A 20,477-nucleotide genomic window follows, 5' to 3' on the forward strand; every position below is an offset into this window, starting at 1 on the left:
GTTTGCTCTATCGCTACGCACCGCGTACGACGTGGCTACGACTCATCTTCGAAATCACCGGACCCATTTGCGCTGTTGGAGAGGCCGCAGTGAACTCTTCGAAAGCCCCCGCCCGGTCGCGGTCGCTGAGCAGGATATTTCGGGGCTCTCCGCACAGCACGCCCCGAAATAGTGGCCTGCTCAGACGACTGAACTGGACGCGACCGGGCGGCCCCTTTCAGTCCCGCCCACGTAGATTGGTTGGTATGGTGTTTCCCGTGATCTGTGTCACCGAGCACGGAGAGTCCGAAGACTCGGCGAGACGAAAACGCCGTAAAACGAGAAACGACTGCGATTACTCGATGAGCACGAGCACGTCGCCCATGTCCACGCTGTCGCCCTCGCCGACCGCGACCTGCGTGACGGTGCCGCCCCGCGAGGCGACCACGTCGTTCTCCATCTTCATCGCTTCGAGGACGCAGACCACGTCGCCCGACGCGACTTCGTCGCCTTCGGAGACGTTCACGTCGAGGATGGTGCCCTGCATCTCGGCGGTGACGCGCTCGCCGTCGCCGTCGATTTCGGCGTCGTCGCTTCCGGAGTCGCCGCCCGCTGGCTCGGGCTTCTGACCGCCCGAACTTGGGTTGCCCGCGGGAATCGCGGCCGCGCCGCGCTCTTCGAGGTCAACCTCGAATCGCTTGCCGTTGACCTCGACCGTAAACTCGCGTTCGACCGTTTCCTCGTCGCCGTCCGACGATTGTGTCGAACCCCACTTCTCCTGGGCGTCCTCGACCGCCTCGAAGTCCATCTCCTCGTCGAGGTACTTCGTGGTGTGTTCGCCCGCGACGAAGGCGTCGTCTTCGAGCATCACCCGGTGGAACGGGATGATGGTGACGACGCCCTCGATGTCGTACTCCGCGAGGGCCCGGCGACCGCGCGCGATGCACTCCTCGCGGTCGGCCCCGTGGACGATGAGCTTCGCAATCATCGAGTCGTAGTCGGTCACGAGGTCGTCGCCCTGCCGGAGCGCGTCGTCCATCCGGACGCCGATGCCGCCCGGCGGGTCGTACACGTCGAGGGTGCCGCCCGTCGCGGGCGCGAAGTCGTTGGCGGCGTCCTCGGCGTTGATTCGGAACTCCATCGCGTGGCCCTCCAGTTCCACGTCGTTCTGGGCGAAGTCGAGTTCGTCGCCCGCCGCGACTCGGAGTTGGTACTTCACGATGTCGATGCCCGTGAGTTCCTCGGTCACGGTGTGTTCGACCTGAATCCGGGTGTTGACTTCGAGGAAGTAGAACTGTCCGTCCTCGACGAGGAACTCGACCGTCCCGGCGTTCACGTAGTCCGAGGCCTTCACACCCCGACGTGCGGCCTCGCCGATTTCCTCGCGGAGGGCGTCCGAGAGCGCGGGCGAGGGGCCTTCCTCGATGACCTTCTGGTGGCGGCGCTGGAGCGAGCAGTCGCGCTCGCCGAGGTGCCGGACGTTGCCGTGTTCGTCCGCGATAATCTGGACCTCGATGTGGCGCGGCGATTCGAGGTAGCGTTCGAGGTACACCGAGTCGTTGTCGAAGTACGCCTCGCCCTCGCGCTGGGCGGAGTCGAGTTGGTCCTCGACCTCGGCCTCGCTCCGGACGACCTTCATCCCGCGACCGCCGCCGCCGCCCTCGGCCTTGATGGCGATGGGGTAGCCGTGTTCCTCGCCGAACGCCTCCACTTCCTCGGGGTCGGACACGGGGTCGGTCGTGCCGGGCACGATGGGCACGTCGGCCTCGCGCATCACCTTCCGGGCCTTGGTCTTCTCGCCGAGTTGCTCCATCGACTCCGCGGTGGGACCGACCCACGTCACGCCCGCCGTCTCCTCGACTTTCGCGGCGAACTCGGCGTTCTCCGCGAGGAAGCCGTACCCGGGGTGGATGGCGTCGGCGTCGGCCTTCTTCGCGGCATCGACCACCGCGTCGTGGTCGAGATACGACTCGGCCGCGCGGGCCGGGCCGACGTTGTACGCCTCGTCGGCGTACCGGACGTGTCCGGAGTCCTTGTCGGCGTCGCTGTAGACCGCGACGGTGTCGATTCCCAACTCCTCGCACGCCCGCATCACGCGGACCGCGATTTCGCCTCGGTTGGCGACGAGAACCTTGTCGAACATTGTTACCGGCAAATATTCGGGTGGGATACCTCATTCTGTCGGTTCGGGATGAATAGTTCGAGCGTCTCTTCGGACGGATTTTTGGGGAGTGGTATCATCTCTTACTTCGAGCATCGAGACCGAACACGGCTTGGGGACCGTCCACCCACGGTTTCGAGAATCTTCACGGACCACGGGACGCGCCGTTCGCTCGGTCGCGTCTGCAGTGCGGCCGCGACCGAGCGCACACGCGGGGAGGTACGGGGGCGCGGTGCGGTCGCTGTGCGGTACGGTGCTGTACGGTGCGGTTCTCATATGTACCGGGAGTAGTTAGCTTCTCGATGCAGATACAGAAGTTTCTCGAAAGGCATGGGATTCACAAGCACCGGAAGTAGCTAGTACCTCGTTGTAGGCGCAAAAGCTAGCGTCTCGGTGCGGGTGCAGAAGTCTCTCGAAAGGCGCGAACACAACCGAAACGTCTCGATTCACGCCTGAGAGAAGTCGCCCCAAATCAAGTCCCACACCGTCAAAGCTTTGCGCCGGTCGTGAGACACGCCGCATATGTCGCTTCCGCGCCGCGAGGACCTGCCGCGGTACGTCGCGCCGCTTCCCGAGTGGCTGGAGGACTTCGGCCTGCGGTACGCGTGGGCTATCGTCGCCGTCAACCTCGTCGGGACCGCGTTCGGCTTCTACTACTACCTCCCGCAGTTCAGTTTCGAGCCGGTCGTGATGTGGCCGTTCGTGCCAGACAGCCCCGTCGCCACGCTGTTCATCGCGGGGAGCCTCGCACTCTGGAAACTCGGCGGCCAGCAGAAGTGGCTTGACGCGCTCGCGTTCTTCGGCTGTATCAAACTCGGCCTCTGGACGCCCTATGTCCTGCTCGCGTTCAAATCCGACTTCTCGTACCTTCACTGGGCGATGTACAACTTCCTGTTCTGGAGCCACCTCGGGATGGTCGCCGAGGCGTTCCTCATCCACCGCTACAGCGACTTTCCAGTGTGGGCGGTCGGGGTCGCGGTCGTCTGGTACGGCTTCAACGACCTCGTGGACTACTTCGTCCCAATCGTGGGCGAGCCCCACCACACCACGGTTCCGGCCGAGTGGACCGGTGCGGTGTACGACCACTCGCTCGCCGCCCACGACGTGGCGGCCGCCGGGGCGGTCGTCCTTACCCTCGCGGCGACGTTTCTGGCGCTCTCGACGCGGGTGAAGAAGTTGGAAGCCGACTGACCTCACATTTTTGTACGATTACGACCAATCTTTTCGCATGCCCGTCAGCAGAAAGCAGTTCGAAACGTTTTCCGAAGCGACGCTCGACCTATCGGCGGGTTCGGCGGAGCGACGCATTCTCTCGTTTCTCGACGGACACGACGGACAGGCGTTCACGCAGAGCGAGATTGGCGACGAGACGAGCGTTCCGGACGGCCGACTCGGGGTACTTCTCCGCCACCTCGAAGCGCACAATCTGGTCGAGCATCGCGGGGAATACTGGGCCATCGGCGACGAGAGCCGAATCGGGTCGCTCGCTGGAGTGGCTCACGGCTTTGCAGTGGCTGACGACCGCTATCCGCCGGAGGACGCATCCGAATGGGAAGCACACGCAGTAGACCCTCGAAAGTAATCTCTGGCGAAGGTTTTTGTCCGAAAGCGAGGCAACTCGCCCCGAGATGCAAGACTCCTTCGAGCGAGGCGACGTCGTGTGGGGGACCGACCCGTTTCGGTCGGGGTCGAACCCCCGACCGTGGTTGGTGTTGAGTACCGAGAGACACCCCTTCCACGGCGAGGAGTACGTCTGTACGCTCATGACTACCACCGAGCGCGAGTCCGCGGTACGCGTCACGCAGTCCGATTGGGTCGTCGGGGGACTCTCGGACCGGTGGTACGTCAGTCCGTGGGTTCCGATGACGATGAAACACAGCGTTATCGTTCGGGGGCAAGGGAGCGTCCGCGACTCGGTTGTCGACCGCGTTTCGGAGGCGGTCGTCTACTACCTCGCGCCGAATTGAACGGCTACTCCCTTCCAGGCTCCCCGTCCGCGTGCGCTCGGACCCACAGCTCTCCGATGCGCGACAGTTTCGTCCGATACGACTTCCCGCGTTCCTCCTGTTCGATGTACCCCTTGCCGCCCGGTCCCAACCGGTCCACGTTGTAGATGACCTTCGACCGAAAGCTGTCGGTGTACTCCTCGTTGAGTTCGCGCGCGAGCGCCTCTGCCAACTCCGAGACCGACGCGAACTCGCCGTCCTCGCCGAGTTTGAACAGGATGACCTCCTCGAAGGGCTTGACGTTCGAAAAGGAGGCCACAGGGAGTTCCACGATGTGGCCGTCGCCGACCTCCTTCGCGCCGATGGTGGTGCCCCGCTCGTCGAACTCCGAGAGGAGGTTTCGGGCGCTGTCGAGTCGATTCTCGATTCGGTCGTCCCGGTCTTCGGTTCGGTCGATTTCGTCACCTTCCCCGTCCTCCCGAAGGTCTTCGAGCAGGTCTGCCTGCCGTCGGAGTTCCTCGGCGAGTTCGGTTTCGAGGTACTTCTCGGGCGCGGTGTAGTAGGTGTGAATCTTCTCGCGGTCGTCCTCGCGCTCGACCATCACCGAGTGGGCCGCCGTCGCAAACGCGAAACTCACGGTCCGGGGCATCGAGGAGATGTTGACCCACACCTCGTGTCCGGCGTCGAGTTCGGCGTTGATGAGGTCGTAGGCCTGCTCGAACGCGGTGTCGTAGTCGTACACGTCCGAGACGACGACGCGCTCGGTGGTCGCACCGAGGAGGTTTCGGAAGTCCTGTTCGAGCTTTTCGGAGAGGTGTCGGGAGTACTCGACGTTGGCCTCGCTCCCGACCGCGCCTTCGAGGAGAATGACGCGGTCCACGTCCAACTGGTCGCGCACGAGCGGGGCGATGAGTCGGTCGTAGTCGAACCCGACCGGAACGACGTGCGTTTGCATGTGTGGTAGTTCGTCGGAAGCGTTATGAATGTCATTACGTGAGTCGGCGGCTCAGTAAATTCTTTCATCAACCGAAAATCACGGAAGACGACGCCGAGAACAGCTCGAAAGCCCCCGCCCGCTCGCGGTCGCTGAGACGACATATCCAAGCAAGCGCCGGAGGCGCTTGCTCGGATAGGGGTCGCTCAGACGACCAAGCCCTTCGGGCGCGACCGGGCGGCCCCTTTCAGTCCACCCAAACCGTGGTCTGTGTCACCGACCGATTTCCGGTGGATGGCGTCGTCGGCTGTTTTCGGTGGTTTGTGTCACTGGCCGATTCCGGCGGCTGTGTCACCGAGCGCGGCACAATTTAGCGCCGCGCTCGCAAATCCGAGAAAAAGCCGGTTAGTCCGCCTGCAGACCCTCGTACACCGCTGGGCGTTCCTCGGCCGAGGGCGTCGTGAGCGCCGAGACGCCGAGCGTGAGGACGAGACCGAGGAGCATGCCGACCACGGAGGCGCTCCAGCCGCCGTAGGTCCCCGGCACGACCGCGGTGAACACGCTCGCGAGGTAGAACGCCTGACTCCCGCCGAGTCCCGCGAACATCCCGGCCCGAGTCGTCCGACGCCAGTAGAGCGCCGCGATGACCGGGAGGGCGAGCTGTGCGAATCCGCCGAACGCGGTGTCGCCGATTTCGATGAGCGTACCGGGTTCGAACAGACTGGCGACGAACGCGAGGATGGCGAAGACGGCGACTCCGATTCGGGCCAGCGCGTCCTCGCGGCGGTCGGTCGCGTCGGGGTTGACGAAGGGGCGGTAGAGGTCGCGCGTGAAGTACGACGACCCCGAGAGGAGCATCGAGTCCGACGAACTCATCATCGCCGCGAGCGCGCCAGCAACCACGAGCGCGGCGAACCACGCCGGGGTGTACTCGTTCAGGAGGAGCGGGAGGATGTTGTTGCCCGCGTCGATATCGGCCACGATGCCAAGTCCCTGCGCCCACGTGCCGAGCAGGAACGCCGGGACGAAGAGGAGAACCACGAGGAGAGGCCACAGCGCGAAGGTGCGCTTGAGGACCGTCTTCGACCGCGCGACGAAGAATCGCTGATTGACTTGGGGGAACATCGCCACGCCGAACGCGATGGAGATGGCGGTCGAGAGCATGTACTCGGGGGTGTAGAGGCCGCCGCCGAGCGCGAGGAACTCGGGGTTCGAGTCGGCGACCAACCCGGTCGCCTCGCCCGCGCCGCCGACCGCCGAGAGGACCCACGCGACCGCGCCCCAGACCATCACGAGCATGAACGCGCCTTGGAGGGTGTCGGTCCACGCGATGCCGCGCATCCCGGCGAGGACGACGTAGGCAATCATGAACAGCGTGACGAGGCCCGCGCCCGCCCAGTAGGGAATCGTCCCGTTCGTCAGGGCTTCGAGCGCGGTTCCGGCCCCGACCTGCTGGAGCATGACGTACGGAAAGAGCCAAAACAGGCTAATCGCGGCCACCAGACCGCGGAGCGTCTGGGAGCCGAATCTATCGCCCAGCATCTCGCCGAGCGTGACGTAGCCGTGCTTGCGCCCGACGAGCCACTGCTTGTAGCCGACGACGTACCACAGCACCGCGAAGAGGATGCCGTCCATCAGCCCCATCACGAGAATCCACTCCGGCCCCGCCGAGTACGCGAGGTTCGGCCCGCCGAAGAACGTGAACGCCGACAGCAGGGTGGCGAACGTCGTAAAGAGCAGGACGACCGTTCCGAGGGTTCGGCCCGCGAGGTAGTAGTCCTCGGCCGTGCGGTCGGTGAGCCGATACGCGAACAGGCCGATGCCGAGCGCGACCAGGAGGTAGCCGCCGATGATACCCAACTGGATTCCGACGTCGCTCATCGCGAGTGACTCACCTCGGTTTCGATGCCGAGACCCCACGCTCGCTTGGCGAACGCCGCGAACACGACAGTGGCGACGCCCATCCAGCCGATGTGCCACCAGAGCCACACCGGGAGGCCCGCGGCGACCGTGCTGTCGCGCCACATGAACCACGGTATCGAGAGCGCGACCACCGCGGCGAAGGCGGCCGCCCAGCCGATAGCTTCGAGTTTCGACGCCATGCACGTCGTTCGTTACCACCGAGTGATAAGTATTGCTAAAATCACTCGATGATGGACTTTGAAGAGATTATTACTTCAAAGAGCCCGGGTGCGCTACCGCACTCGTTCAGTCCGGTGAATTCCGATTCAGTCGTTTTCGCTCTCGAACACGGGCGTCCCCGGATTCCCGGTGTCGGCGTACCCGCGCCGCCGGAGCGCGAACACCAGCTCGCTCAGCGCGCACTTGCCCGACAGAATCGGGTCGCCGTGGGGCGTGAACTCGGCTGTCGCCTCGTTCAGTTCGTCCAACGAAACCTCGCCGTCGAACTCCGCGAGCGCCCGACCGACGAGTTCGTCGTTGTCGTCGGCCGTCGGGTCGTCGGTCTCGACTTTCTCCTCGACGCGCCGGGCCATGTCGTCGTAGGTCCGTTGGCCCGAGCGTTCGGGGTCCCGAATCTCCTTGGCGTGTTCGAGCATCCGCTTGCTCTCTGCGACCGCCTCGTCCCAGTGTTCGACCGCCCAGACCGCGAGGTCCGGGAGTTCGTCGATGTCGCCCGCGAGTCGGTAGTCGCGCGGGATGGCGTCGTAAATCCACGGTTGGTCGCGGGCGACGAGGACCTGCCCGCTCCCGGCCTGCTCGAACCACGTCCGGGCGAGCGTCTCGTACTCGGTCGCCGAGACGCAGATGTCGCCCTTCCGGAGCGCTGCCTCGAACTCCTTGCGACTCGCCTTCGAATGGGTCTCTATCCACGGCTTCTCGGCGTACTCGGCGGGAATCGTGCTCATGCTCGTCATCACGGTCCGGATGCCGAACCGGTCGTACAGGCGTTCCGCGATACCCATCACGGTCCCGACCTGCTTTTTGTCCCAAATCGACCCCGCGATGTGGAGCCACCGGGGTTCGTCGGCGTACTCCTCGTCGAACGCCGAGAAGTCGATGGGGCTTCCGGTCCGAATCGCGGCGTCGAGCGCCCACTCCACGACCGACTCGCGCATGAACTCGGTGCCGAACTCGGCCATTCCCTCCACGTCGATGTCCGCTTTGAACCACATGCCGTCGGCGAGGACGGCGTCGCTGATTTCGGTCTCGCGCTGGAATCGGTTTCGCCACCCCGTGTTGGCGTACTTGAACGGCAGTTGGAGGTCGTGGACGTTGACCACGACGTCGAACGGTTCGGGATGCTCGACCCGGTGGCCGTCGAGCGCGAGGAGCCACTTGTAGAGGTCCGCGCGCCCGCGCCGGAGTTGGTCGATGACCACGTCCACGTAGCCCAGTCGGTCGTAAATCGCATCTCGGAGCGCCTCGAACTGAGTTTCGGAGTACCCCGATTCGGTGAACGCGCCCTGATGGTCGCGGCCGTGCATGAACGGTTCGGCCGCCACGAGCGTCACCCGGTCGCGGTCGGCCAGCACGTACTCCGGGTCGTAGTTCGCTACCTCCGGGGGCGCGAGAAGCCAGTAGACGTGGATATTCGGGTCGATGTCGAGCCACTCCTCGACCCACACCACCGCGTCGTTCAGGGTGCCGTTCGCGGTCGCGTCGTCGGGCCGGTAGAGTTCCGGGACGATGAGCACGCGCATGATTTCACCGGAATGGGCCAACGACGCGAGCGAGACTCTTGAATCTACTCCGGAATCGACGGCCGACCCCCGAGGAAGTCGGACAGATACAAGCCCCTCCCGACCCACACCACGCTCACGATGAATCTCGCCGAGTTCACCGAGCGATACGACGACCGCCTCCGAACCGACGCGTTCGCCGACGCGGACGCCAGCGCGAACGGTCTCCAAATCGGCCCCGACGACGCCGACATCGAGACCGCGGCGTTCGCGGTGGACGCCGCCGAGCAGACCGCCCGGACAGCGGCCGACCGCGGGGCCGACGCGCTGGTCGTCCACCACGGCATCTCGTGGGGCGGCATCGAGCGCGTCACGGGTCGGGAGTACGACCGCATCGCACCGATCATCGAGAACGACGTGGCGCTGTACGTCTCCCACCTGCCGCTCGACGCCCACCCCGAACTCGGCAACGCGGCGGGAATCGCCGACCTGCTCGACCTCGAAAATCGCGAGGCGTTCGGCGAACTCGGGCCGGAACACGTCGGCCAGTGCGGGCGCGCGCCCGACCCGATTCCGACCGACAGACTCCGCGAGACGCTCGAAGCCGAACTCGACCACTTCGGACGGGGCGTGCAGGTCCTCGACTTCGGCCCCGAGGAAATCGAAGACGTGGCAATCGTGACCGGGAGCGGCGTGGACTGGCTCGACGAAGCCGTCGAAGCCGACGCCGACGCGCTCATCACGGGCGAGGGCAAGCAGAAGGCGTACCACATGGCGCGCGAGTCGGGCGTCACGGTGTTCCTCGCCGGACACTACGCGACCGAGACCTTCGGCGTGCGGTCGCTACAGGACCTCGCCGACGACTGGGGCGTGGAGACGACGTTCATCGACGCGCCGACTGGGTTGTAATCCGTCCGAACGGAGTAGACTGACTCTCCGCACGCGGGTCGGGCGGTCGCGCGGCGCGCGACCGCCCGCCCCGCGAATTCGGACGAGGGTTCGGACTCCGAGGGTTGACGTATCACCTCGCGCCGAGAAGACTGAAGGACGCGCCAGTCGTCCGTCGGTCGAATGACCGGGACCGACGAATCGACGCGACTCTCGCGGAGAACCGTGCTGAGAGCGACGGCACTCGCCGGAATCGGCCTCGCGGGCGCGGGCGTCTCCGACGCCCGCGCCCGCACCGCATCCGGTGGTCGAACCGCATCCCGCGCTCGCACCGAACGAGTCACACAGACCGACCCCTTCGAGGGGTACGCCTGCGGCCCCGGGTACGCCGAGGGCGACACGTTCGCCGTGACGCCGCGATGCGGAGACGACTGCGAGGTGATTCGGGCAACCGGACTCGCACCCGACTGTTCGGGCGGCGACGAGGCCCTCCACGTCGATTTGCCCGGCACGGACCCCGTAGTGTGGGTCGCGACGGACGACCGGCGAACCGGAGCAATTCGCCCGGGACGGTACCGAGTCGTCGGCGTCGAAGCGTGCGGCGGGGATGCGCCCGCGTGCGCGGACGAAGAACTACATCGTGTCCGGTTTCGGGAACTCGACAGCGACAGCGACTGACAGGCGTTCCCCGGGTTCGCTGCTCGGAGCGTCTCTCCGGCTTTGCTCGCCCGAATAGGTACTATTAAAACCCCTCCGTTCAACTTGAACAACGTGCCCGCCGGGTTTCTACAACCCCGGAGGTTGCCGGAGCTATCGGTCACGCGACGGTCCTCGGCGGACACGGGCCGCGGCCAACCGGCCCCGACAGCCGAGCCTCACGGTTGCGGCTAATTGAATCGCCGCTGGCGACCGACCACCGTCACGCGCGCCCTCGCGGTAGTTGGCACCACAGTTTTTGCGCGGCCGTCGAAGGTTCGTCAGCCTCAATTATCAGCGTTGATAGTATCACTCACGTTTATCACGTTCTGTGGAAGAACCTTCGAGTAACGATACAATGGGACGTGGATGGTCACCCCTGAACAGGGTTCGAGAAAGCTACGCCCTGAAGCTCGCGATTGCGCTCGTGTCGGTGGTGGCGCTGACCGTCGCGGTCGGGGCGCTGGTACAGGCTCAGACCGCCGACCAACTTCGCGACGACGTACAGGGCCAACTGACGTCGATTTCCGAGTCGCAGGCCGGGGAACTCGAAACGTGGCTGTCGAACGTGAACCGCCAGACGCGGGTGCTGTCCGAACATCCAACGATTAACGCGGGCGACACCTATCGAAAGCGAGCGGTTCTCCGGGACCTCATCGCCGACGACGGTGTGCCCGAGGGCGTCGTCGCGGTCCACTACTACGACGCCGACGAGCAGACCATCGTGACCAGTTCCGCCGAGGACTTCGTCGGCGTCAATCCGGCCCGAGAGAACGCGCCGTTCGCGACCAGTCCGCCGACGTTCGACGACGCCGACGACGTTCACGTCTCCGAGCCGTTCCACACGTCCATCACAGACTTCCCGGTGGTCGCGGTCATGTCGCCGGTTCCCGACGACCCGAGCAAGCAGATTATCTTCATGGTGAACATCGAGGAACGCACACAGTCGCTGACCGGCATGGTGGAGGGCGGTTCGACCGTCGTCGTGGACTCGGACGGGCGCTACATCGTCCACCCCGAGACCGACCAGTTGCTCACGACGCACGGCGACGGCGCGGACAGTCCCGTCGTCGAGCAGGGTCTCGCCGGTGAGTCGGGATTCATCGAGGGCGAGACGAGCGACGAGACCGGCGAGCAGATGGTGTTGGCGTACGCGCCCATCGACTCGACCGACTGGGTGGTCGCGGTCCGCGTGCCCGAGAGCGAGGCGTACGCGCTCGGCGCGACCGTGACCTCGAACATCGTGGGACTCATCCTCATCGCGGTGGTGAGCCTCGGACTCGTGGGCGTCACGGTCGGCAGCAACACCGTCATCTCGCTCCGCCAGCTCTCCGAGAAGGCTCGCGCGATGGAGAGCGGCGACCTCGGGGTGAGCCTCGAAACGACTCGGCGCGACGAGTTCGGCACGCTGTACGACTCGTTCGACCGGATGCGCGACTCGCTCCGCGACCAGGTTCGCGAGTCCGAGCGAGCGCGCGAGGAGGCCGAGAAAGCGCGCGAGCGCACCGAGGACGCCCGGAAAGAGGCCGAGGAGCGTCGCGAGGAGGCCCAGGCGCTCTCGACCCACCTCGAAACGAAGGCGAGTCACTACGAGGAGGTGATGAACGCGGCGGCCGACGGTGACCTCCGGGTTCGGGTCGATACCGAGAGCAAGAGCGACGCGATGGTCGCCATCGGCGAGTCGCTCAACGAGATGCTCGACGACACCGAGCGCACCGTCGCCAGCGTCAAGCGGTTCTCCGCGCACGTCTCGAACGCGGTCGTGGACGTCGAGGACAGCGCCGAGGAGGTGATGGCGACCGGCGAGGAGGTCAGCGAGTCGGTGGCCGAAATCTCGGCCGGCGCGACCGACCAGACCGAACACCTCTCGGAAGTCGCCGACCGGATGAACGACCTCTCTGCGAGCGCCCAGGAGGTCGCCGCGACGGTGGACGAGGTGGCCGCAACCTCAGAGCAGGCCGCCGCGGCGGGCGAGCTCGGTCGGGAGGCCGCCGAGGACGCGCTCGCGGAGATGGACGCGGTCGAGACCGCGACCGAGCGCACGGTCGAAGAAATCGAGGACCTCGACGCGGAGATGGCCGCCATCGGGGACATCGTGGAGGTCATCACCGAAATCGCCGACCGGACCAACATGGTGGCGATAAACGCGTCCATCGAGGCCGCCCGGAGCGGAGCCAACGGCGACGGCTTCGCGGTGGTCGCCGAGGAGGTGAAGTCGCTCGCCGAGAAGACCAAGGAGTCGGCGTCCGACATCGAGGGACGCATCGAGCGCGTCCAGTCGAAGACGAGCCAATCGGTCGAGGGGATGACCGAGACGAGCCAGCGCGTCACCGCGGGCATCGAGACGGTCGAGGGCGCTATCGACGCGCTCGAAGAAATCGCGGCGTACGTCGAGGAGACCGACGCGAGCATCCACGAGATAAACGACGCGACCGAGTCGCAGGCCGAGGCGTCGAGCGCAGTCGTGACGATGGTGGACGACGTGGCCTCCATCAGCGAGGAGACCGCGACCCAAGCCGAAGGCGTCGCCGACGCCGCCGAGGACCAGACTCAGACCCTCACGTCCGTCAGCCGGGACGCCGAGGGGCTGGCCGAGCGCGCGGCCGAACTCTCCGAGTTGCTCGACGACTTCACGGTGGCACAGGGTGCCGGGCCGACCGACGACACCGACTTCGAGTTCGCGGAGGTGGAGGAGTCGTGATGGACCTCACCTCGGTGTGGTTCTGGCTCGGAACCGTCGGCATGGCGGTCGGGACACTCGTGCCCGCCAAGCGACTGGTGACCGACCGGCGATACGCCCGGTACTACGCGGTGTTGGCGTCGGTGACGGCGATTGCGACCGTGGCGTATCTCGCGATGGCGCTCGGCATCGGCGAAATCGAGGTTCCGGGCGGGAGCCTGTTCGTGCCCAGATACGTCGATTGGCTGGTGACGACGCCGCTTCTGGTGCTCTACCTCGGGATGCTGTGTCGGCCCGGAAAGCGGGTGTACGCCGCGCTCGTCGCGGTGGACATCGTCGTAATTGGGTCGGGCGTCGTGGCCGGATTCCTCTCGGCCCCGTACAGCTACGCCGCGTATCTGGTGGGCTGTGTCGCCTACCTCGGCCTGCTGTACCTCCTGTTGGTCACGCTCCCCGCGCAGGCCGCCGACCACGGCAACAGAGTGGTCGCGGTGTTCACCAAACTCCGGAATCTGACGGTCGTCCTCTGGACTATCTACCCGGTCGTCTGGATTCTCGGCCCGCTCGGGTTCGGACTGTTGCAGGTCGAGACCGACGCGATGGTGGTCGCGTACCTCGACCTCATCAGCAAGGTCGGGTTCGTCGTGATGGCGGTCAACGGCGCGGACGCGCTCGACGCGCTCCGAACCGGGTCGCCGCGCGCGGCCGCGAGCGGCGCCCCCGCGCGCGCGCGCTGATTATCACCGGGCGACTGCGGACTGATTCTCACGCGGAATCCGACAATCGGGCCGTTGAAGGCTCCCGACCATCCAGATGTATCCATGACCGACGACCACGCACACGACGAGGAGACCTCCGGCCACGAACCCCATCGCGAGGAGTTCCACCACGACCCAATCGCTCACGCCGAGGCGCGGGCGGGGATGACCGTCGGCGAACTCGTCTCCGAGTACGGCAACGCGGGCATCGGGGCGGCCGACCTCCACGAGGCCGTGGACATCTACGCCGAGATGCTCGACGACGACGTGACAAACTTCTTCGGACTCGCGGGCGCGATGGTCCCCACGGGAATGCGGAAAATCGTCGCCGACCTGATTCGGGACGGCCACATCGACGCGCTCGTGACGACCGGCGCGAACCTGACTCACGACGCCATCGAAGCCATCGGCGGCAAGCACCACCACGGAAGGGCGAGCCCTTCCTGCTCACACTCGCGCGACTCGCGTGAACACGGCTGTGTCCACGCCGAGGGCAAGACCGAGCGCGAACACGACGAACAGCTCCGCGACGAGGAGGTGGACCGGATTTACAACGTCTACCTGCCTCAAGAACACTTCGCGCTGTTCGAGAGCCACCTCCGAACCGAGGTGTTTCCCGAAGTCGAGGAGACCGTGAGCATCCAGCGACTGACCGCGGAACTCGGCCGGGCGAACGCCGAGGTCAACGACCGCGAGGGCGTGGCCGAGGGCGCGGGCATCGCGGCCGCGGCCTACGAGAACGACGTGCCCATTTACTGCCCCGCGATTCAGGACTCGGTGCTCGGCCTGCAGGCGTGGATGTACTCTCAGACCTCGGACTTCTCGCTCGACGCCTTGGCGGACATGACCGACATCACCGACCTCGCGTTCGAGGCCGACGAAGCGGGCGCGATGGTCGTCGGCGGCGGCGTCCCGAAGAACTACACCCTCCAGACGATGCTCGTGGCTCCCGACGCCTACGACTACGCGGTCCAGTTGACGATGGACCCGCCGCAGACGGGCGGTCTCTCGGGCGCGACCCTCGACGAGGCGCGCTCGTGGGGCAAACTCGAAAAGGCCGCGCGGAACGCGAGCGTCTACGCCGACGCGACGATTACGCTCCCGCTGGTGGTCGCGGCCGCGCGCGAACGAATCGGCGAGTAGGTGTCGAGACGGCACGTGGTCGGACAGCGTAGCTCGGTGCCACAGCCGCCGGGAACCGGCCGATGACGCGGCCACCGGAAAACGCTCGGTGAATCATTCTGCAGGGTGGGACTTCCGAAAGACACGTCTTTCGACATCCCGCTCGTTCCTCGCGGGACTGAAAGGGGCCGTGCGCCCGACGAACCCGGACGAAGTCTGCACGAGCGAAGCGAGTGCAGGCTCGTCAGAGCGAAGCTCTGACGGTGTAAGCACCGCAACGAGGGAGCGGAGCGACCGAGTGAGGAGCGCAGCGAGTCCCGGGAGTCGAGCGCGCGGGGGCTTTCTGGCTGTTCGCTGCTCACGGAGATGCAGGTCGTAATGAGCGAACAGATGCGTTCGAGAATGGGTGGCGACCTAGTCGGGAACCCTCTTGTACCCGGCGTCCGTCGGAGCGTCCAAGCGTGTCCGAGTCGAAGCGAATCGAACCGGAATCCGCGCCCTCCCCGACCGAGCGCGCGCTGGAGAGCGTCGGCACCCACGAGGAACTGATTCTGGCCTCGCGGGCCTACTGCCGGGAGGCCGCCCGCGAGTACGACATCGACGCCGACTTCTCGCTCGTGGACTGGGAGGTCTCGACCCGAGCGAAGCGCCGGTCGGCCGCGGTCAAGCGCGCCAAGATTCCCGACGCCGCGGTCGGCACGCCGCTCGACTGGGACGCCGCGGCCGAGCGCACGGGACGCCCGCGCGAGGACCTCCGGCGGGCCACCCTCTCGCTGACGTGGGCCGCCTACGAGGCGTTCGACCGGCGCGAGTGGACCGCGACCCTGCGCCACGAACTGATTCACGTCGAGCAGTTCCAGCGGTTCGGCACGACCGACCACGGCGCTCGGTTTCGCGAGCGCGCCGAGGTGGTGGACGCCTCGATACGGTGTCGGCCCTTCTCGGAGCCGAAGTACCTGCTGACGTGTGTTGAATGTGGGACGACGCTCGGGAGGCGCTACCGCGAGTGCGAACTGGTCCGCGAACACGAGCGGTATCGGTCGTCCTGTTGTGAGGCCGGTGTGGACTGTGAGCAATTGAGGGAGTGAGAGAAATGAACACTGTAGATGTGAGTGCAGACTGTGATTGCTACTGCGACCGTGAATTGTGGCTACTATTGGGACCGAACTACGACCGCGACTCACACTCTACAAATGAGACCGCACCGCGCCACGTCCTCCCCAGCCGACTCCTTCGCTCCCTCCGGTCGCTCAGTCGTCCCTCGCGCGAATGGTGGCGCTCCACAAGGGAGCGCCAGCGCGCGCCATGCCGAAGGGGAGCGTTTCGTGTTTCCACGGAACGGGTGAGTCCCGCGTATCTTCACCGACTGGCTCGGCGCGCGCGAGCAACGCGCGCGAGGGACGACCGACCGAGCGCCGAAGGCGCGAGCGAGGGAGTCGGTTGGGGAGGGGTGTGGCTTGCGGTCGCGGTGCGGTCTCATAGGTACCGCGATTAGCTAGCGTCTTCGTGCGGTCTCGTGGCACGAATCTCGATTCAGTTAGCCGCACGAGTGACCCACCTCGATTTAATACTCCGCCCGAATCCGAGACCAGTCGAGTCGCAGGTAGTGATACAGCGTCCCGGTCAGCCCCAGCCGCGAAATCCGGCGCGCGGAGGTCTCGGCCAGCACCTCCGGATGGTAGCCCGTCGCCGCTATTCGACCGAGTTCACGGCTGAACGCGGTGTCCTCGTTCGGGACGTTCGGAAAGCCCCCGATGTCGAAGTAGGCGTCCCGGCGGACGAAACAGTTGAACCCCGGCAGAATTGGCCGGTCGAGTCGCGGGAAGACGTGATTGATTGTCGCTTCCATCACCTTCGAGCGCACGGGGCCGACCATGCGACACCGCGAAGACGCGGCCGCCAGCCCGTCCGCGCGAGCGAAGTCGAGCATCGAATCGAGATAGTCGGGTCGAATCGCGGTGTCGGCGTCCACGAACGCCAGCCACTCGCCGCGCGCTCGCTCGGCCCCGCGGTGGCGCGCGTCGCCGATGCCGGTCCCCGACTGCGAGACGAGCGCGGCGTCGTATCGCGCGGCGATTTCCGCGGTGGCGTCGTCGCTCGCGCCGTCCACGACGACGACGTCGTACTCGCGGTCGGTTCGCTGGCCGCGGACGCTTTCGAGCGTCGCGGGGAGGCGGTCGGCTTCGTTTTTCGCCGGGACGACGAAGGTGACGACTGGCGCGGTCATCGTTCTGGCGGTCGGCCACGGAGTTCGCCGACGAGGAGTAAGGGTCTTTTCGCCGGAGCGAGTAGGTGGCGATGGCCGATGACGAGGAATAGCGCTCCGAACTGGTCTCGGCAGCCAGTCGTGACGAGCCCTATGAGTGCCGAGGCCCTTTTGTGGCACCACGAAAGGCTAGACGATTCAGTACAACTTCTATGAGCTAGAACCTTCCGATTATTCTGGGTACTACGGTTTTTCCAAGGTTTCTCTTCAAGCGAGAGGCCCTACTTTGATTCACAGGGTTGCCAGTGTACTCGGCCGCTGGGGCTGTCTTTCTTGGTATCTAAGTCGCCTCCACCACAGATCAGCGAACTACGAACCCGAAGACGACGAAGAGCCGCAAATCGGTAAGTCAGAACACGTAGAAACCCGAGAAGAACCATGGCCACACCATCAAAGAGAAGGAGAGGGAGACCTTGGAGACACTGAAGGGGTAAATATTAGGCATCCGGTGGCTGTTTGGAGCGATGAAGAAATAAATTAAAAAGTTAGATATGAGAGTGGAGGTAACCTTCTTCCATCAAAGTCTCCTCATCTACAGCCCTTGAATGAAGTCCGCTATCATTCAATTCTACTAACAGGTGTTTGTCTTCTGGCACTACTTCATTGTGATAGATTTCATTGGCGTCTTTGTATGCTTTAAAGGCCTCATCATGGTAGTCGTTGTCGATGTCCTCTAATTCTCCCATTTGAAGTCCAGCTTCTAAAGTAAAGTCAATATCTGATTCTTCAACACCGCCATCAAGCAAATAACTATTTTTTACAAAATCGGCAATATTTTCCCAATTTATTTCTCTTCCGCTATCTTGAACATTTTTTATTGTTCTGATATCTAAGTATGAGAGCCCTGTGAATTGGTTTTCGTTCCAGTCTTTAGCCAGGTTGTTATCTGCTTTAGCTCCGTCGCCTGTGCCTGGTTCTTCTCCGCCAATCAAACTGTATTGTAGTGGTATATCTGTGTTGTGCGGTACTTTTGTGACTGCCACCTTCTTCACACTACTGCCGTCTTCGACATAGATATCTGTTTTTGCTCCTGCGCCTGTTCTTCGTTCCTGAGCGAATGCGTTGAGGTCTAGTTCACCCAACGCATACCGAATTGTTTCAGGCGTATCCTCTCGTTCACGGGTGTGCTGACTGGCCTGAGTTGCTGCGATTGCTACGTTTTCTGCTTCACTGTTATTGCTGGAGAGCATTGATTCGACTTCTTCAAGGTCGAAAGGCCCAGTGTTCTGACTCAATGTCTCGCCGGTAATGGGTTTCCGCTCAGCTTCTGAGTATAGTTCCTCGAATGTTACTCGGTCTTCCTCAGGCGTATTTTCCTCTTCCGTGGTATCATTTCCTGTTTCGATTTTTGTTGGAGTATTCTTGTTTGTCGTCGTACTATTGTCTGTGGAATCGGTATTGTTGCCGGAGTTCTCGCTGTCGCTTGTGCAGCCTGCCAGACCTGCTGCCGATACTGCTCCTGTGCCTTTTAAAAAGTCTCGTCTATCAATCACGGTCCGTGAATCACTCATACGAAACAATATCAACTCTCAATCTCACCGTCTCATTTCACGCTTATATATTATTTCCTAGGGGAATTCCCTATATCCCCCATTAAAATAGCTGATGTTGATTATGTAGAAAATAGTACTGGTGCGACGGAGAACTACAGTTTCGAAGAATTTGGCTCTGCGGTGGCAGATCTGCCAATAGATACTCCGTAGAGTGACATCAGTATTCAATACTGCGTTCTAGGTCTTCTATAGCTCCTTCAACTTTGAAATCCAATGAGGGTGAGAGCACCATGCTGAGATTCAAAGACTGCATCTCATCCACCATCTCTTTTTGATCAGTTCCTTCACGAAAACGCTCCATCCCTGTAATAGCAGTCTCCTCGCCGACAAAGCCTGCTCTACTATCACCGTACATAGAATGATCCAACTGCCCTATTAACAGCATCGTAGTCATAGCACCACCAACTTGATCACCTTGCTCAGGCCAGATCGGCGAAATCTCAGGGCTACTAGACGCATGATTACCCTCACCTGGAGGAAAATTAGTCCTGCCACCCCTACCAGTCTCAACATGATACGTTTTATCAGAATCACGGTCATACGCCAACACAGTATGATGACCCTGAGTAGGGATAACAGTAGTCTCAACACCTTCAAGTTCTTCCAAAGTATACCCTAGGAAATCGGCTTGGCCTGAAGGACCGCCGCCGCCAATAGCTTCTGAGGCCTCCAAAATCCAGTGGCTAGCAGTCCGCTGCAAACGATTCTTCAAATTCAAACTCTCCATATCATACTCTTCATTCACAGTTTCTTCAACATCTTCTGCGATACCCATCCAGTTAGTAGTAGCACCATTCATAATATGCGCTCTAAACAGCTTCCTGAACTCACTGAACATTTCCCGGTCTTCAATCCAGGCCTGCTCCAGCGAATCACTTTGCGATTTCTCAACATTTATTTGTTCGTCAACGGTGAACTCACCGCTTGTATTACCGTTATCATATCCTATTTCAAGATGCAATCTATTCGCACCCGGCAACATCAACTCGCCCGGAACACTGAATTCGCCATTCGAGCCCACTTCTAAATCATCTAAAACACTGTTGTAAAGACCTGCTTCCCGTACAATCTCCTCAACACCGTCATATGCGCTCTCAACCACATACCGAGTATCCCCTCGAACAGGCTCAGTAGCCTCAATCTCCGACTGAAAAATCTTTTCGTCTAAAACATCGGGATCACGCATAACATAGGCCTCTTTCACTTCATAGCTATCACTGGACAAGAACTCTGATTCACCATCCTCACTGCGCTCAACTCCCGCAGTAAAACGATACTTATCAGACTCCGTCAAATCCGCGTCACCCGGAACATCAACCACTTCTTCATATTCAGGCTCTGAATCAGGCTTCTCAGTAGAACTAGAGTCATCTGTGTTTTCAGAAGGCCGATCACCAGAATCAGTAGTATCTGCATTGTCTTCGAGTACGCCTGCACAGCCAGCTAAACCCGTAGCGCCTGCCGTGCCTAGAGCCGCGCCAATACCTTTCAACGTGTTTCGTCTGTTCGTCGTGGGCTCGTTATTCATCTCTACTACTGGCCTCCTCCCCTGTTTTTCCTCGTAGCGATGTACTTCATCGAACTGTTAAATTTCTACTTGTAGTACGTCGTGGCCTTATCCATCATTAAATATGGGGTCTGGCTCGTGAATTCAGCTTTTTCGAACAGACTAGTTAGATCCAATCCGCCGGCCACATATGGGTATCTCTTGCTGTGTCGTCACTCGTGACACGCTTTGAGTGCCGAGGCCGACCACGGCTACCGTCCCAACCGAGCGTAGCTCACGAAACGAGAGCTACCCAAAAATCGTAGCCTGTTCACTCCTTGAGCATAGTTTCTAGAAACGTATTAGT

The 20,477-nt window shown here is 62.7% G+C and carries 17 protein-coding genes; 9 read left to right on the forward strand and 8 right to left on the reverse strand.

Annotated elements, in window-relative coordinates:
• Positions 1-334: 334 nt before the first annotated feature.
• Positions 335-2,122 (reverse strand): acetyl-CoA carboxylase biotin carboxylase subunit, encoded by a 1,788-nt coding sequence (locus EKH81_RS03235; protein WP_132057782.1) that lies wholly within the window; start codon positions 2,120-2,122, stop codon positions 335-337.
• Positions 2,123-2,662: 540 nt separating this feature from the next.
• Between EKH81_RS03235 and EKH81_RS03240 the strand changes: the two genes are divergently transcribed.
• Genes EKH81_RS03240 through EKH81_RS03250 form a run of 3 tightly spaced genes read left to right on the forward strand, consistent with a single transcriptional unit; the run spans position 2,663 to position 4,107 of the window.
• On the forward strand, positions 2,663-3,331 hold the full coding sequence (locus tag EKH81_RS03240) for a DUF1405 domain-containing protein (RefSeq protein ID WP_132057781.1): 669 nt from the start codon (positions 2,663-2,665) through the stop codon (positions 3,329-3,331).
• A 37-nt stretch (positions 3,332-3,368) separates the two neighbouring features.
• Entirely contained in the window at positions 3,369-3,722 is a 354-nt protein-coding gene (locus EKH81_RS03245; protein WP_132057780.1) for a MarR family transcriptional regulator, read from the forward strand.
• A 46-nt stretch (positions 3,723-3,768) separates the two neighbouring features.
• Complete coding sequence (locus EKH81_RS03250; protein WP_132057779.1) at positions 3,769-4,107, forward strand: hypothetical protein; 339 nt, start codon at positions 3,769-3,771, stop codon at positions 4,105-4,107.
• A 4-nt stretch (positions 4,108-4,111) separates the two neighbouring features.
• On the opposite strand, the gene EKH81_RS03255 is transcribed toward EKH81_RS03250, so the two are convergent.
• The 4 genes from EKH81_RS03255 to EKH81_RS03270 all read right to left on the reverse strand — a co-directional run bounded on the left by EKH81_RS03255 (position 4,112) and on the right by EKH81_RS03270 (position 8,682).
• Positions 4,112-5,041 carry an HFX_2341 family transcriptional regulator gene (locus EKH81_RS03255; RefSeq protein ID WP_132057778.1) on the reverse strand — a complete coding sequence of 310 codons (930 nt, stop codon included), beginning with the start codon at positions 5,039-5,041 and terminating at the stop codon, positions 4,112-4,114.
• Positions 5,042-5,425: 384 nt separating this feature from the next.
• The gene (locus tag EKH81_RS03260; RefSeq protein WP_132057777.1) at positions 5,426-6,901 is read right to left on the reverse strand and encodes a sodium:solute symporter family protein; all 1,476 of its coding nucleotides are present in this window, start codon (positions 6,899-6,901) and stop codon (positions 5,426-5,428) included.
• Entirely contained in the window at positions 6,898-7,122 is a 225-nt protein-coding gene (locus EKH81_RS03265; RefSeq protein ID WP_132057776.1) for a DUF3311 domain-containing protein, read from the reverse strand. The genes EKH81_RS03260 and EKH81_RS03265 overlap by 4 nt, the downstream gene beginning before the upstream one ends.
• A gap of 126 nt (positions 7,123-7,248) precedes the next feature.
• Positions 7,249-8,682, reverse strand: a complete 1,434-nt coding sequence (locus EKH81_RS03270) for a polysaccharide deacetylase family protein (RefSeq protein ID WP_132057775.1) — start codon at positions 8,680-8,682, stop codon at positions 7,249-7,251.
• Positions 8,683-8,802: 120 nt separating this feature from the next.
• Between EKH81_RS03270 and EKH81_RS03275 the strand changes: the two genes are divergently transcribed.
• The 6 genes from EKH81_RS03275 (at position 8,803) to EKH81_RS03300 (ending at position 15,893) form a co-directional block, all read left to right on the forward strand.
• The gene (locus EKH81_RS03275) at positions 8,803-9,570 is read left to right on the forward strand and encodes a Nif3-like dinuclear metal center hexameric protein (RefSeq protein ID WP_132057774.1); all 768 of its coding nucleotides are present in this window, start codon (positions 8,803-8,805) and stop codon (positions 9,568-9,570) included.
• 162 nt (positions 9,571-9,732) lie between these two features.
• Positions 9,733-10,227, forward strand: coding sequence for a hypothetical protein (locus EKH81_RS03280; protein WP_162224355.1), 495 nt, complete (start codon positions 9,733-9,735; stop codon positions 10,225-10,227).
• Between the two features lie 376 nt (positions 10,228-10,603).
• The gene (locus EKH81_RS03285; RefSeq protein WP_162224356.1) at positions 10,604-12,946 is read left to right on the forward strand and encodes a methyl-accepting chemotaxis protein; all 2,343 of its coding nucleotides are present in this window, start codon (positions 10,604-10,606) and stop codon (positions 12,944-12,946) included.
• On the forward strand, positions 12,946-13,662 hold the full coding sequence (locus tag EKH81_RS03290) for a bacteriorhodopsin (RefSeq protein ID WP_162224357.1): 717 nt from the start codon (positions 12,946-12,948) through the stop codon (positions 13,660-13,662). Before EKH81_RS03285 ends, EKH81_RS03290 begins: the two co-directional genes overlap by 1 nt.
• 84 nt (positions 13,663-13,746) lie before the next feature.
• Positions 13,747-14,826, forward strand: a complete 1,080-nt coding sequence (locus EKH81_RS03295; protein WP_162224358.1) for a deoxyhypusine synthase — start codon at positions 13,747-13,749, stop codon at positions 14,824-14,826.
• A 440-nt stretch (positions 14,827-15,266) separates the two neighbouring features.
• Positions 15,267-15,893: a SprT-like domain-containing protein gene (locus EKH81_RS03300; protein WP_368407690.1), complete on the forward strand. Its 627-nt coding sequence runs from the start codon at positions 15,267-15,269 to the stop codon at positions 15,891-15,893.
• Between the two features lie 476 nt (positions 15,894-16,369).
• On the opposite strand, the gene EKH81_RS03305 is transcribed toward EKH81_RS03300, so the two are convergent.
• From EKH81_RS03305 to EKH81_RS03315, 3 genes are all read right to left on the reverse strand, one after another.
• Positions 16,370-17,032 carry a glycosyltransferase family 2 protein gene (locus EKH81_RS03305; protein ID WP_162224359.1) on the reverse strand — a complete coding sequence of 221 codons (663 nt, stop codon included), beginning with the start codon at positions 17,030-17,032 and terminating at the stop codon, positions 16,370-16,372.
• 524 nt (positions 17,033-17,556) lie between these two features.
• Entirely contained in the window at positions 17,557-18,582 is a 1,026-nt protein-coding gene (locus EKH81_RS03310) for a twin-arginine translocation signal domain-containing protein (RefSeq protein WP_202935042.1), read from the reverse strand.
• A gap of 199 nt (positions 18,583-18,781) precedes the next feature.
• Positions 18,782-20,152, reverse strand: a complete 1,371-nt coding sequence (locus EKH81_RS03315) for a hypothetical protein (protein ID WP_162224360.1) — start codon at positions 20,150-20,152, stop codon at positions 18,782-18,784.
• Positions 20,153-20,477: the final 325 nt, after the last annotated feature.

The organism is Halorussus amylolyticus (assembly GCF_004143485.2).
Classification (GTDB): domain Archaea; phylum Halobacteriota; class Halobacteria; order Halobacteriales; family Haladaptataceae; genus Halorussus; species Halorussus amylolyticus.